Annotated in this window: 13 protein-coding genes and 1 pseudogene; 5 read left to right on the top strand and 9 right to left on the bottom strand. The window is 45.3% G+C overall.

Features of this window, described 5'->3' with window-relative positions:
* Positions 1-332: 332 nt before the first annotated feature.
* Entirely contained in the window at positions 333-1,331 is a 999-nt protein-coding gene (locus J4N39_RS21800; RefSeq protein ID WP_353505628.1) for a GGDEF domain-containing protein, read from the bottom strand.
* Positions 1,332-1,926: 595 nt separating this feature from the next.
* Here J4N39_RS21800 and J4N39_RS21795 point away from each other — a divergent pair.
* Entirely contained in the window at positions 1,927-2,343 is a 417-nt protein-coding gene (locus J4N39_RS21795) for a VOC family protein (protein ID WP_252024899.1), read from the top strand.
* 94 nt (positions 2,344-2,437) lie between these two features.
* Here J4N39_RS21795 and tatC read toward each other — a convergent pair whose 3' ends face one another.
* The 5 genes and pseudogenes from tatC to J4N39_RS21770 form a co-directional block, all read right to left on the bottom strand.
* Entirely contained in the window at positions 2,438-3,190 is a 753-nt protein-coding gene (tatC, locus tag J4N39_RS21790) for a twin-arginine translocase subunit TatC (protein WP_252024898.1), read from the bottom strand.
* A 68-nt stretch (positions 3,191-3,258) separates the two neighbouring features.
* Positions 3,259-3,540, bottom strand: a pseudogene (gene tatB / locus J4N39_RS21785) (Sec-independent protein translocase protein TatB); the annotation flags it as partial.
* A 3-nt stretch (positions 3,541-3,543) separates the two neighbouring features.
* On the bottom strand, positions 3,544-3,804 hold the full coding sequence (gene tatA / locus J4N39_RS21780; protein ID WP_252024897.1) for a Sec-independent protein translocase subunit TatA: 261 nt from the start codon (positions 3,802-3,804) through the stop codon (positions 3,544-3,546).
* 93 nt (positions 3,805-3,897) lie between these two features.
* On the bottom strand, positions 3,898-5,820 hold the full coding sequence (locus tag J4N39_RS21775; protein WP_252024896.1) for an amidohydrolase: 1,923 nt from the start codon (positions 5,818-5,820) through the stop codon (positions 3,898-3,900).
* 642 nt (positions 5,821-6,462) lie between these two features.
* Positions 6,463-6,684 carry a DUF333 domain-containing protein gene (locus tag J4N39_RS21770; protein WP_252024895.1) on the bottom strand — a complete coding sequence of 74 codons (222 nt, stop codon included), beginning with the start codon at positions 6,682-6,684 and terminating at the stop codon, positions 6,463-6,465.
* A 566-nt stretch (positions 6,685-7,250) separates the two neighbouring features.
* On the opposite strand from J4N39_RS21770, the gene J4N39_RS21765 reads away from it, so the two are divergent.
* Together J4N39_RS21765 and J4N39_RS21760 are read left to right on the top strand one after the other, a co-directional pair.
* On the top strand, positions 7,251-8,186 hold the full coding sequence (locus tag J4N39_RS21765; protein WP_252024894.1) for a universal stress protein: 936 nt from the start codon (positions 7,251-7,253) through the stop codon (positions 8,184-8,186).
* 77 nt (positions 8,187-8,263) lie between these two features.
* Positions 8,264-8,455, top strand: coding sequence for a hypothetical protein (locus J4N39_RS21760; protein ID WP_252024893.1), 192 nt, complete (start codon positions 8,264-8,266; stop codon positions 8,453-8,455).
* Between the two features lie 44 nt (positions 8,456-8,499).
* Here the strand turns inward: J4N39_RS21760 and J4N39_RS21755 are convergent, their stop codons facing one another.
* Entirely contained in the window at positions 8,500-9,033 is a 534-nt protein-coding gene (locus J4N39_RS21755; protein ID WP_252024892.1) for a dihydrofolate reductase family protein, read from the bottom strand.
* A 201-nt stretch (positions 9,034-9,234) separates the two neighbouring features.
* Here J4N39_RS21755 and J4N39_RS21750 point away from each other — a divergent pair, with 201 nt between their 5' ends.
* Together J4N39_RS21750 and J4N39_RS21745 are read left to right on the top strand one after the other, a co-directional pair.
* Positions 9,235-10,248: a substrate-binding domain-containing protein gene (locus tag J4N39_RS21750; RefSeq protein WP_252024891.1), complete on the top strand. Its 1,014-nt coding sequence runs from the start codon at positions 9,235-9,237 to the stop codon at positions 10,246-10,248.
* A 58-nt stretch (positions 10,249-10,306) separates the two neighbouring features.
* Positions 10,307-10,573, top strand: coding sequence for a hypothetical protein (locus tag J4N39_RS21745; protein WP_252024889.1), 267 nt, complete (start codon positions 10,307-10,309; stop codon positions 10,571-10,573).
* A gap of 150 nt (positions 10,574-10,723) precedes the next feature.
* On the opposite strand, the gene manA is transcribed toward J4N39_RS21745, so the two are convergent.
* Both manA and J4N39_RS21735 read right to left on the bottom strand, forming a co-directional pair.
* Positions 10,724-11,911, bottom strand: coding sequence for a mannose-6-phosphate isomerase, class I (gene manA, locus J4N39_RS21740; RefSeq protein ID WP_252024886.1), 1,188 nt, complete (start codon positions 11,909-11,911; stop codon positions 10,724-10,726).
* A gap of 1 nt (position 11,912) precedes the next feature.
* Positions 11,913-13,061 carry a glycerate kinase gene (locus tag J4N39_RS21735; protein ID WP_252024884.1) on the bottom strand — a complete coding sequence of 383 codons (1,149 nt, stop codon included), beginning with the start codon at positions 13,059-13,061 and terminating at the stop codon, positions 11,913-11,915.
* Between the last annotated feature and the right edge of the window lie 30 nt (positions 13,062-13,091).

Genomic DNA, 13,091 nt, shown 5'->3' with positions numbered 1-13,091 from the left:
AATCTAAAGTTGAGGCGAATTATCTATTCTAAAAAGCAAACATGCAAATGATAATCGGGATTATTTGTATTACTGTGGTAAAAGAAAACTCATCGCCCCTTTCAGGGCTAAAGCGGCGATGAGTGCAAGTGAGTGGACTTGCTCAAAGGTTGTCAAAAATGAAACACCCACTTTGCTTCAATACGCTAGAAATTGATTCAAAATGGATATGACATAAGTTAGATGTCAAATGCGTAGGAAATATGGAGAAAATGTGTAATTCGGACTTAATTCCACTTTTTCATTTAGTTAAGTGAGTAAGTAAAGAGCTGCTCGCACTCTTTATTCGCACACTATCTTGGCAGTCCAAGATGTGAGTGTTGCTCACTACGAGCGTTACGATCCGTCCATCGACGCATTGGAGATTCACTCCAGACCACTTGATTTCGACCATTTTCTTTAGCGCAATATAGAGCGCTATCACTGCGGCGAAGCGCTGAATCTAGGTGCTCGTCAATGCGATAGTGGATCAGTCCACCACTGATGGTGACTGAAATTGACTGCCCTTCAACATCGATGGCCGTTTGTTCGACTGCAGACAGGATTTTTTGGGTTTTTTGATAGGCACTTTGCTTGTCTTTCGCAGTAAAAACTAAGCAGAACTCTTCGCCTCCGATTCGATATAGCTCCCCGTTGAAGCCAACTAGTGTAACGGCTTTGCACAGCTCAACGAGGATGTTATCCCCTATGGAGTGACCGTATTGGTCATTCACTTTTTTGAAGAAGTCGATATCGAAGTGGAAGATGTATTCTCGACCGTTGTTACTGCGTTTAGTCACGGACTTTTGCAGTGCAAGGCGGTTATACGCACCCGTTAAAGCATCAGTCAGTGCCAAGTTAGCTAGGTGATTTTCAATTTTGACCCGGATGTTTTCTTGCAGATGGACCACCACCCAAATTAATCCATAGGCACTCAGAAAGTTGAGCATCATGAAGGGAAATTGATGGTTTCGGATCTGCTCTAATCCGTAGGCATAGCTAACGCAGCCGCACGCCAGTGCAGTGAGTAGGGTCGCCTGTAATCTGTTGACCAGAACATAGTAAAAAACAGGCAAAATGAAGATCCAGCTGACGATCCCTGACTCAGCTTGATATTGAAATACACCATACAAGATCGGCATTGAAGCAACGATGGCCATGACTAAGCAGTGATGATTAATTGGTTTTCCTTTGCGTAAGCGAATAAACATCGCCACGCAAACCCCAGCAGTGAATAGCTGAGCCAGGGGTATGAATACCGCTGCAGAAACGGAGTAATTAATCATTGCCCAAAAAACCGAAAAGGCGGCCATTATCGGGCACACAATAGTAAATAGTTGATTTCGTAAGGAGAGGATCTCTAGTCGATTTGCCATAGGCTGCTGCACTGCTTCATTTTCTGATGGTCATTTTATAATTATCTTCTTGCCGTCACAGTCCGTGGGCGGACACTGATTATCGATGACATCAAGTGTGTCAATTGGCGGAAATGATACGGGCATAAAGTCATTTTAATGACGATAGTTCTTATTATTCAATGGGTTATTTTTTTGAAACTTCGTGCTTAGTTATAAAAGTTTATGCATTTGAGTGCATTAGATGGTGATAATGCTTAGAAAAGCACCAGTTCGATATCGCACCTGATATTGTCAACATTGAACATGTTCTTTTAATTTAAATAGTTGTAGTAGTGGTTTGTTATCAAGTTTTGTGTGATTTTAGTTAGGAGCTGAATGACCAAATTGTTCATTAAGTTTTTTTAGGAATGTGATCTAGCACGTCAGTTATCGAAAACATATTTTCGAGCTCTTACTAAAACTTCAAAAGCAGTGGCAAGTAACTCTTGACCTCAAGTTAACTTGAGGAATTAGGCTGGATTCATCGCTTATCACTAAAAAAGGAACTGAGATGAAAGCTTATATAGAACACGCCAATATTACTGTTGAAGACCCAAAACACACTATTGCTCTGCTTCTTGCCGCAGCACCTGAGTGGAGGATTCGTGGGCAAGGTATATACGAAGACGATGGAATAGAGTGGTATCACGTCGGTGATCAAGACACCTACATTACCATCCAAGGTGGTGGCAGCGGGCAGTTGCAAGAGTGGAATGTACCCTGGGTCGGGGTAAAGCACATTGGTATTGCTGTGCCAGATCTATCTAAGACAGTAGAAAGCCTTGCTGAAAGTGGCTTCGAACTTGACCATTGGGGCGGTTCCACAGAGCATCGTCGCAGCGTTTATTACGTGGATAAACACAACATCCAGTTTGAATTTGTTGAGTATCGCTCTGAAGACCCTAAGCTAAGAAATCAATACGTCTGATTTGCTGCCTATGGAAATAGGCATTTATGGTGAGGGCTCATTAAATTGATTTGCTAACTCGTATTGACCTATTCAGGGCAGTACGAGTTAGCACTCATGCTTCTGCTTCTGCTTCTGCGCTGTCATCTCGGCGTGTATAGAAGCGTGCAAATAACAGCCCAACCTCGAACAGTAAACACATAGGAATGGCAAGGAGTGTCTGCGAGATCATATCCGGTGGTGTCAGCACCATGCCGACGATGAATGCAGCAACAATGATGTAAGGGCGCTTCGCTTTAAGGCTCTCAATATCTGTTGTGCCCGTCCAACACAGCAGGATAATGGCGACAGGGACTTCAAAGGCCACGCCAAAGGCAACGAAGAGTGCTAGCACAAAATCGAGATAACTGGCGATGTCGGTAGCAAACTCAACCCCACCTAGTGAGATGGTGGTAAAGAAGGTAAATGCCAGCGGGAATACAACGTAGTATGCAAAGGCAACACCGCAGTAGAACAGCAGTGAACTTGATGCCATGAGTGGCATGATCAGGCGACGCTCATGCTTGTATAGACCGGGTGCTACAAAGCCCCAAATTTGATACAAGATCAGAGGTACAGCGATAAATACTGAAGCCACTAAAGTCAGTTTTAGTGGCGTAAAAAGAGGGGAGGCGACGTCCGTTGCGATCATGGTCGCCCCTTCGGGAAGACGCTCGATTAGCGGCGATGCAATAAACTCATATATATCACCTGCAAACCAAACCAAGCCAAGAAAGACCACCACTATAGAGCCAATGGCCTTTAGCAAGCGATCTCTTAGTTCGAGCAAGTGGGTGAAGAGTGGCTGCGTCTGCTCTTGAGTAGACATATTATTCACCATCTAAGTAAAGATTGGGGATCTTGGTGTGCAGATCCATTTTTATTCGGCTAGGAAGTTTGCTTCGTATCTTGAACGACTTGTTTGAGCTCATCGACCGAGGCTTTTAGGTCAGGTGTGACTGCGTCGGTGGCTTTTTTCTCAACCTTACGCAAGTTATCTTGCAGGTCTTGAACTTTTAGCTCGTGCTCAAGCTCATCTTTCACACTGTTAGCGATACTCTTCGCACCGTTAATATAGCGAGATACGGTGCGCAGTGTTGCCGGTAGGCGCTCAGGACCTATCACCACTAAACCCACCACTGAGATGAGGACTAACTCCCAGAAACCGATGTCAAACATGACTTATGCCTGCTCAGTTTGTGGCTTAGCAGTCGCAGGTTCTGTTTGTGCCGTTTTTTGCTCAAGACTCTCCGCTTGGGCTTTAGTTGAAGGCTCTGCGAAGTCTGCATCTTTTTTACTGTTGCCTTCTTCGTTCATCGCATCTTTAAAGCCTTTGATAGCACTGCCAAGATCGCCACCAACCGTACGTAGCTTTTTAGTGCCAAATAGTACGATAACAATGACTGCAATGATCAAAAGCTGCCAAATACTGATTCCACCCATGATTAACTCTCTTTTAGTAATGGGAAAATGAATTCCCCCAAGCAGGCTTTATGGGGCCAGAGATGGGGGAATGAATTAAGGTTCAATCCACTATTAAGCGAATTGACGGCCGTTTGCACCGTAAGTCATGGTTGTGCTTGCGTATTTACCTTCAAGTTCGCCAAGGTTAACCAGCTCTTCAACTTTCGAGCTTAGGTAAACATCTTGACCGTTTAGCACTGTGCTAAGCACTTTGGTCTTATGAACTTCTTGGATTGGCACTTCGAAGATGTTTTGGTCAATAACGGCGAAGTCCGCAAACTTACCTACAGCAATCGAACCGATCTGTTCACCACGCTTCTGGCTGTCTGCACCACCTTGGGTGTACATCCAGAATGCTGTTTCAAGTGGAATTGCGTGCTCTTCTGCGTTTAGAGATGGACCTTCTGTTACACCAGGTGCGCGACGAGTAACCACAGTCTCTAGTGCAACCCAAGGGTTCACAGGCGTTACAGTCCAGTCAGTACCGATAGACACGTTTGCGCCAGAATCAACGATTGGTTTGATTGGGAACATGTATTTCTGCACACGGTGCTTACCGATGTCCTGCTCGATAACACGGATAGCCGCCATGTCGTACCAGAATACTGGAGAGAACTCAGCCCAAACGTTGTTTTGAGCGATACGTGGTAGATCGTCTGGGTGGATCATTGACGTATGCGCAATACGGTGTTGCAGTTTATCTGCGTTGTTGCCTGGTTTCTTGCGTAGCTCTTCAACTGAATCAAGCACCAAACGTGCTGCACCATCACCCGCACAGTGAGCGTGCACCACAAGACCCATCTCATCGTAGCGATGTAGACCTTCACGGTATTGCTCAGGAGTGTTACGCCATGGACCGTGGTAATCTGAGTTTTCGTATGGTTCAACAACGATGGCGGTACGACCTGCCGCTGCGCCATCTAGGATGAACTTAACGCCCACCATCTCAACCATGTTACCTGTGTAATCAGCGTGGTTGTCGATGTACTTATTCGCCAGCTTTTGCATTGTTGGGGTGACGAAGTCTACTGGGCTGTTTGCGTAAGAGGTAATACGTACAGACAGCTCGTTGTTGTCGTCTAGGAATTTGTACGCTTTACCGTACATTTCACGAGACCATGGTTCGGTGATTGAAGTTAGACCGAAGCTGTTTAGGTAGCTAAAGATTGGCTTTAGCTGCTCGCGGCCGATCACTGCTGGCTCTGGAAGAGTCTCTAGCCATTTTTCCCATACTACGTGCGCTGCAAGCTCACGAAGAACACCTGTTAGTTCGCCGTTCTCATCTTTAACATAGTGGCCGCCAACTGGGTCTGGGCTGTCTTTAGTGATGCCACAAACTTCTAGCGCTTTTGAGTTAACTAGCGCTGCGTGACCAGAACATTCCCAGAAGAAACATGGCTTGTCAGGGATCAACTCATCTAGGATTTTCTTGTGCGAAGGCTGACCAAATGTTTGGATGTTGCTGCCATCATCCCAAAGGTAATCAAGGTTACCACCAAATACCCAAGGGCGATCTGGGTGTAGACGTAGCTCGTTAGCGACTTTAACTTTGAACTCTTCCCAAGTGGTCGCCGTTTCGTCAACAGCCACGTTGAAGTAGTTCTCTACCGCCATTTCTGGGTGCATGTGGTCATCGATAAGACCCGGAACAACCGTGTGGCCATGTAGGTCAACCACAAGTGTATCTTTCTGACGTAGTTTTAGGATCTCATCAGTGGTGCCGATTTGAACAAACTTGTCGCCTTTCACCGCAAACGCTTGTGCCCAATCTTGAGAGGTCTTGTCACCTAGGTAAACTTTACCGTTTACGTAAAGAACAAGTTTGCCTTTAACATTACGTGCATCACCAGGAGTTGCATTGCCAACCGCTTGAGCAATTGGGCTTACCGCCATAGTAAGTGCCGCTGCACCACCTGCTTTTTTAAAGAAACCACGACGTGATGGGTTGTCCAGTACGTTGTCGTTGTCGCTAAGATTCAACATCTTACGTGCCATAACATTATTTCCATGTATATTTTGAATGGTAGGACTCAAGTCGCACTATCAATTCAGCCACAGACTGAACAAAAACGCCTTGGTCAATTTTTCAGTAAGTTTAACGTCAAACCATGATTATTCAAATCCTTTTTGACCACAATTTGATAAAGATCATAAAACCTAGCTAGATAGTGTTTGATATGATACTTACGCAAAAGAAAATATAATTTCTTGGCATCAAAAATGAAAAATTAGATTTATCTATATGCCGTTGTTTCGCTTATTTAACAGCTAAAGCTCTTTAAGGGTTGGATAGAGATACAGGCTGTAGATTTGCCCAATTGGTATTTTGGTATCAAGATGAGCAGCAAGAATCGGAGTGATGTATAGCTGCAGAACACGATAGTGATTTTTAGGCATAGCGGTGAAACAAGCGGTAGAAACCTTCCACCAATTGGTCTATTAGTGCCGAGTTAGCACTCCGCAATAGGGCAAAAATCAAGTAAGAGTAGGGCCATCTCATTTCTTCAGATAATAGGAGAGATTAGGAAGTTTATTTGCAAAAAAGCCATCTAAATTAACAATTTAAATGGCTTATATTTGTTTTTTAAACCTGTCATCAAAGCTACGAGTAGCAAAATGATCTAGGCAACTGCAGGGTTATTGTTTGTTTTCCGCTCTTAGTAGTTCCCACTGCTCGATCTCTTTGCCGCTTGGCATAACACATACAATGTCGTCACCCGCCGCTTTTAGGTAGCCACCTTTATTTACACAAAATTGTGAAGCAGGATTCGCGCCAGGAGCGAGACCTTGGTGTGCTGCTGCAATGGTAGAGATTAAAGCGATAGCGCAGAAAGATGCCGTTAGGGTAGTCTTTTTCATTTGTTAACTCCAAATTAGGAAAAAAGTACTTCGCAGGAACTGTTCTGGATTCAATGGCCACTTTCATTTAATAGCATTGAAATGACTCAGGGAGTCATCGGATATAAGTCGTCTGCGAATTCGCTGGTCGCTACTCTATATAAAACTCAGTAAAATTAAAAGTAGTACGACATTAAATTATATCTAAGAATGATCTTGATCTCTAAATCTTGTGAAAAATTTATCGATGTAATGGAGTGCAGTTGTTGGTTGAACTCAGAACGATCACTTGTGTGTAGGGGGAACAATTGTAAAAGTTGTAACTGCGATTGCGCATCAGAGGAAGGATGGATTTCGGCAGGATCATAACCATTAAAATTAAGATTATCAAAAACAGCAAGTGTCTATTTTTTCTTGAAAAATTTGCGATGCACTTCGCTTTGCTGTAGGTCTTCTACCTCTTAAGTATAATGCTAAAAGGATTGCTAGCGTTGATAATGACTCTCATCAAGGAAATAGGCGGTTACAAATGCTCACGGAAAGTCACTTGAGTGGTGGTTATTATTTCATCACTCAAGGAGGTGAGTATGAGACGATTTCAGAACATACTTTTTGCTACCCAAGGATTGCCAGGACACAGTGATGCGCTTTCCCAAGCAATGCGCCTTGCGGCGGCAAACCGAGTACCTGTTGCTGGACTGATTGCCAGCCCTGAACTGCCAGATGATTTGCTGCAATACAAAGATTCCTATGAGCATTCACTGTACACCTCGCTAATGCAAAGCATTGGTCAAGTGATAGACAACGAACTGCCTCATGAGGAATTATCGCCACCGCCTGTGACGGTGAAAAGCTCCTTTCAACCCGCTGTCACCATGATTCAAGAGGTGATGCATAACCGTTACGATCTTTTGATTAAAGAAGCCGAGCCTGTAAGTGATGGCGTCGATGGCTTTAAAGCGATAGATATGACATTGCTGAGAAAGTGTCCATGCCCAGTTTGGTTGCATCGCCCGGTCGATAAACCTCGCAATAAACGTAGAGTTGCGGTGGCTATCGATCCCACGATCAAAGAGACCGAGCAGTATCTTCTGACGATGAGGTTGCTAGAGCTAGCAAGATCCATCGCAGATAGTTGTGACAGCCGACTTCACGTCATTTCCTGTTGTGAACACTATTTAGAGCACTATCTTGCGGAGCAGACTTGGATTCAGGTTGAAGAAGAGGCTTTGGCTTCTCGCATTGCACAGGCTCAGTATGATCATAAACAGGCCTTGGATAGATTGATTCTCGATTCGGGTATCAGAGGCGATATTGTCGTCCATCATGTGCATGGTAAGCCGGATGAGCAAATCCCATTGAGTGTAGAGCAGCATGACATTGATGTATTGGTGATGGGCACAATAGCTCGAACCGGAATTGCTGGTCTTGTGATCGGAAATACCGCAGAAAACGTTTTTCAGTCGATTCATTGCTCACTGGTGGCACTTAAGCCTCAAGGTTTTGAATCTCCGATAAAGTAGCTCTCGAAGAAGAGCACAATAAGTTATGCAGTGATTAAGCCATTAACCAAAGAGTCGATTCTCAGCAGGAGGATGCTATGAAGAAGAACTGCCCATATTGTCACACCGAAATGGTCCCACGTTTTGACAGTTATGCGTGCCCAATGAATGATATTGGTGCTTGCGTCTATGATGTGTTCGATTACATTGAAGACCCAAGAGTGCAATTAAGCTGCTCGATTCCTCCTTTTAAAGAGGCGAACCAAGTCTCTAGTTCTGATTCTCATTGATTTCACCCATTGCGCCAGAAATGACTGGCGCAATGGTTGTAAGCTTAGCGTTGTCGCTCGTAACTGTTCTTTACAATAGCATCAGCAAATCGCTCAGCCTTGGTATGACGGAATTTGAGCGGTGCAGTCAGTTCACCAAACAAAGGAATACCACCCCCTAACAAGGTTGGAATAGTGGTAATGATCATCTCATCGATCATGTCTTGCGCAAGAAAGCTCTGTATGGTTTGGCCACCATCAATATAGAGCTGGTGGTAGCCCTTGTCGTTGAGTTGTTTGACGATCTCTTTTAGCTCACCTTTCACTAAGAAGACTTTATCTTCTAAACCTTCAGGCACCTCAGTCATGGTATTGCTTAAGACAAATACTGGCTTAGCGTATGGCCACTCAACACCAAAGCTTAATACCACTTCGAGGGTGTTTCGACCCATTACCAGTGCGTCGATTCGCTTCATCAGTTCGCCAAAACCAAAGTCTGAACCATCAGGGTTTGGAATGTCATGTAACCAGTCAATTTGATGGTTTTTGTCAGCAATGTAGCCGTCAATACTAGTGGCGATATAGACGATGTTTGACATTGTGTGCGCCTCTTTGTGAGATTAGCTCTTTATGATCAATCAGTGAGTAGCGAAACGCAATACTTGGAAGTTGATTTGCTGTGCAATGCTAGTCAGTGGTCCTAAGTGATCAATGCCTTGAAAGTGATTTTCAAATTAAGCTCATTCGCCGTATCAATCTATTCTGCTAGTATTTATAAAAAATACTAATGAGAGCATGAAATGCCGAGAATGAATTTTCTTTACTCCACCTTGATACCTCTATCGCTTGGGGTGGTATCTGCGCTTGCTTCTGCACAAACGACCTACACAATCGCCGTGATCGGCAAAACTAAAAACGACACTTTTTATCAACAGTCGCTGCAAGGGTGTGAAAACTATGCTCAATCGGTGAAGGCTTCTGGGGTGACGATTACGTGCCGCTATGGTGGCGCTGAATTTTCCCAGCACATCCGAGAGCAGGCCAAATCAACCAACGCATTGATTGATGACGGGGTGGACGGCATTCTCATCTCGATTACGGATTCGAAGTTTCTGGCAAAACATGCGTTGAAAAGAGCGCATACGTTAAATATTCCGGTGTTCACCTTTGACTCTGATCTTCTTCCGGAACATCAACACTATCGTTTGGCATATATTGGCACTAACAATTTTGATTTTGGCGTGGCATTAGGGGAAGCGGCGAAGCAATTTAAACGTTACGAATTAGAACAGGTGTGCATTCAGTCTGGTCATAAGAGCACCCCAAACCTCGATGAAAGGATTAAAGGGGTGCGTTATTCGCTCTCTGGTGGAAAATCTACCGAGCGCTTAAAGGGAGAGAATGGTTGGCAAGAGTATTCCCGTTGTCCGTTTTATACCTCTGGTAAACGTGGTAAATCGGTCAATCAGCTTGAGTATTTGCTTGAACAAGAAGTACCCACCTTTATCGCCGTCGCTGGGTTTGCCCAGTTTTCACCAGAATATATTGAACGAGTCAGTCCGTTTAAGCAGCAAATCGAGAGCGAGCGTAGCGTGATTGTGTCGGCAGACTCGGAAAAGCTGCAACTCGAGATACTCGCTCAGGGACTATCCACGGTAAATATTGGCCAGCGACCGTTTGATATGGGGCGTATTGGTACTCAAGTTCTTCACCAGTATCTGAAGACTGGTCAACTTCCGGAGGAAGAGTTCATCTACTTGGGATTCCACACCTGTTACCAAGACAATGCCGAGACCTGCACCAACCCAGATTGATTGCGCTTTTTTATATCGGAAAGTGCTATATTGCATCCAGGTTGTTGGGAATGATGTAGTGACAAATTTTATAGATAAACTGAAACATGCCATTAGTGATGTGTTGGACTTTCGCAATCGAGTTTGGGTGGTGAATGTATTTGCAGGGCCGCAAAAAGGTGAGTCCTTTGTGGTCAATGAAGATGGGTTTTCAGCCCCCCTAGAGTGGATGACTCGCAAAGGGTATGACGACACAATGCTGAAACAGGTCGAAGCCATGCCTCGTTCGCAAGTGCTTGAGTTTGATCTCGGGGTGGTTAAGCATCGCCTGATGCGAGTGAAATAAAAAATCCCCCAGCGCTAGCTAGGGGTATGGTCATAAGGATCTGTTTGACAAAAGAAGACCATCAATTACCAATATCGAGAGCGATTGAGGGCAATCGACTCGAACACTTGGAGAGCTTGTCACTAGAGGTGTGGCGAACCACGACGGGGGTTAGTTATAAGCTCGGGCCAAGATACCGTTCCCTTGGTATTGGTACATACTGGAATTATTACTCACGAACACGGACTCTCCGGGTTTGAGGGTGAGTTGGTCGTTGCCGGAAGTGATGGTCGCTTCTCCTTCTACACAGAATAAAATTTCTGCGCTGCGCAGATACTGCGTTTTACACTCATCATTTGCCGATAGAATATCAAAACCAAAATCATCAACGGGTATCGGGTAGCTTAGTTTGCCTTCTCGGGCAACAGGCTTAAGCCGGATGTCTTCAGGTTTCGTCGGTTCGAAATGGGTGTTGTCGATTAGCTCAGCAACGTCGATGTGCTTAGGTGTCAATCCTGCACGTAATACATTGTCTGAGTTGGCCATGATCTCAAGCCCTGTCCCTTGAACATAAGCATGTGGTATTTCTGCGTACAAAAACATCGCTTCACCGGGGGCAAGCTCGATGGTGTTGAGCATTAGTGGTGAGAAAAGACCAATATCTCCCGGATAATGACGTTGAAATTCGGCACTGTATTGCAAGGCTTCGCGTCCCATCATGGTTTTGGCTGGACGTTTATGTGCAGCTTCTAACTCCGCAAGCGCCGTCTGTTTGGCTTCACCTTGGAGCGACATGATGGCGGTGAAAAAGTCTCTAAGTGCTTTGCTATCACCTTGGTTTTCTAGTGCTGATACTTCCAGCGCTAAACTCGCAATGTTCGCCTCTTTAAACAGCGCAACGATATCTTCGATAGGGCGAAACCCGTTCATTGCTTTGTAGAAAGTAAGTGCGTATACCAACTCAGGTTTGTGGTTAGGATCTTTGTAGTTACGATTAGCGGCATTAAGTGGAATGCCTTGTTGATTTTCTCGCTGAAACCCGAGTTGTGCTTTGTGTTTACTTGGGTGTACCTGAATGGATAGCGGTGTTTCTGCCGCAAGTACTTTGAACAGAAAAGGAAGTTCGCCAAAGCGTGCCGCCGTGTATCCGCCAAGAACGTCGAGTTTATTTTCATTGATCACATGGGAAAGAGGCTCACCAGTTTCTCCCAGTTTAGAGCAACCATTAGGGTGTGCACCCATCCAAATTTCTGCTTGTGGTTCGTGATTAGGGTTGTTTATGCCGAACAGGTCGTGGATCGAATCCTTGCTGCCCCAAGCGTAATTTTGAATCACATTGTCTAATTTAAACAGAGACATACTACTTCTCTCCTAAAATTTGTGCGCCAATTTGCAATGTCATGGCGATGTTGCGTGCAGTACGGGTGAGGTTATTACCCGCTTCCGCTAAAACTTGGTTAAGTGACTGGGGTGAACGCACCGTGCCAAAACTACTGTCGATGACGCTGTAAAGTTCATCGATTTCTTGACCCAAAGATCCTGCGATACCTATTACGGGTATTCCTTGTGCCTTGGCTCTTTGAGCGATGCCGAAGGGGGTTTTACCTTGCAGAGTTTGGTTATCCATTTGGCCTTCCCCGGTGAGTAGTAGGTCGGCATTTTTCAACACGCTATCGGCATCTAGGGTATCTAGTACCATTTCGATACCAGCTTTGATATTGATATCAAATAGCAAGGAGAGTCCGAGAGCGGCACCGCCAGCGGCGCCAAAACCAGCTTGATGGCGACGATCAATACCCGTTTGTTGCTCGGCAATGAGCCCAAACTGATTTAGCGCTTGGTCGAGCTGAAGGATAAGTGATTGCGATGCGCCTTTTTGTGCGCCAAAAATGTAGCTGGCACCGTTTTCTCCTATCAGTGGATTATTGACATCACACGCCAGTACGAACTCCACTTGGCTGCAACGAGGGTGAACTTCACTGAGGTCCAATGTTGCGAGTTGGGATAGGGGTAAAGCACCCCATGCCAGCTCATTGCCGTCACTGTCTAACAGCTTGCCCCCTAAAGCTTGCACAATGCCCGCACCACCATCATTGGTGGCGCTGCCGCCAAGGCCGAGCAAAATTTTGTCGACACCATGATCAAGAGCCGCTTTGATTAGCTCACCAGTTCCGTAGCTGGTGGCCGTGGCAGGGTTGCGTTGCTCAGGCTCAATAAGATCCAAACCAGAAGCCGCTGCGAACTCTATCAGTGCCGTCTTTCCATCATCTAGCAGCGCCCACTGAGCTTCGGTGGATTCATTCATCGGGTTGGTTACCGGTTGGCGTTGGTAATTACCGTCTAAACCTTGCATCAGCACATCGACCGTGCCCTCGCCACCATCCGCAAGCGGCAGGTGCACATATTGTGCGTCAGGAAAGACTTGTGAAAAACCTGCCTCTACGCATTGGCAAACCTGCTTGGCGCTTAAGGATTCTTTAAAGGAATCAGGGGCAATAACTATCTTCATGGTTAGCTCACCAACTCCGCCCTTAAAGGC

Origin of the sequence: Vibrio sp. SCSIO 43136 (genome assembly GCF_023716565.1) — a bacterium.
In the GTDB taxonomy this organism is placed as follows: Bacteria; Pseudomonadota; Gammaproteobacteria; order Enterobacterales; family Vibrionaceae; genus Vibrio.
This window is presented reverse-complemented; position numbering and strand designations above follow the sequence as displayed.

Bases quoted from the DNA above. Each gene is read 5' to 3' on its own strand.
- J4N39_RS21800 (WP_353505628.1), bottom strand. From the start codon at position 1,331: ATGGCCGCCTTTTCGGTTTTTTGGGCAATGATTAATTACTCCGTTTCT.
- J4N39_RS21795 (WP_252024899.1), top strand. From the start codon at position 1,927: ATGAAAGCTTATATAGAACACGCCAATATTACTGTTGAAGACCCAAAA.
- tatC (WP_252024898.1), bottom strand. From the start codon at position 3,190: ATGTCTACTCAAGAGCAGACGCAGCCACTCTTCACCCACTTGCTCGAA.
- tatA (WP_252024897.1), bottom strand. From the start codon at position 3,804: ATGGGTGGAATCAGTATTTGGCAGCTTTTGATCATTGCAGTCATTGTT.
- J4N39_RS21775 (WP_252024896.1), bottom strand. From the start codon at position 5,820: ATGGCACGTAAGATGTTGAATCTTAGCGACAACGACAACGTACTGGAC.
- J4N39_RS21770 (WP_252024895.1), bottom strand. From the start codon at position 6,684: ATGAAAAAGACTACCCTAACGGCATCTTTCTGCGCTATCGCTTTAATC.
- J4N39_RS21765 (WP_252024894.1), top strand. From the start codon at position 7,251: ATGAGACGATTTCAGAACATACTTTTTGCTACCCAAGGATTGCCAGGA.
- J4N39_RS21760 (WP_252024893.1), top strand. From the start codon at position 8,264: ATGAAGAAGAACTGCCCATATTGTCACACCGAAATGGTCCCACGTTTT.
- J4N39_RS21755 (WP_252024892.1), bottom strand. From the start codon at position 9,033: ATGTCAAACATCGTCTATATCGCCACTAGTATTGACGGCTACATTGCT.
- J4N39_RS21750 (WP_252024891.1), top strand. From the start codon at position 9,235: ATGCCGAGAATGAATTTTCTTTACTCCACCTTGATACCTCTATCGCTT.
- manA (WP_252024886.1), bottom strand. From the start codon at position 11,911: ATGTCTCTGTTTAAATTAGACAATGTGATTCAAAATTACGCTTGGGGC.
- J4N39_RS21735 (WP_252024884.1), bottom strand. From the start codon at position 13,061: ATGAAGATAGTTATTGCCCCTGATTCCTTTAAAGAATCCTTAAGCGCC.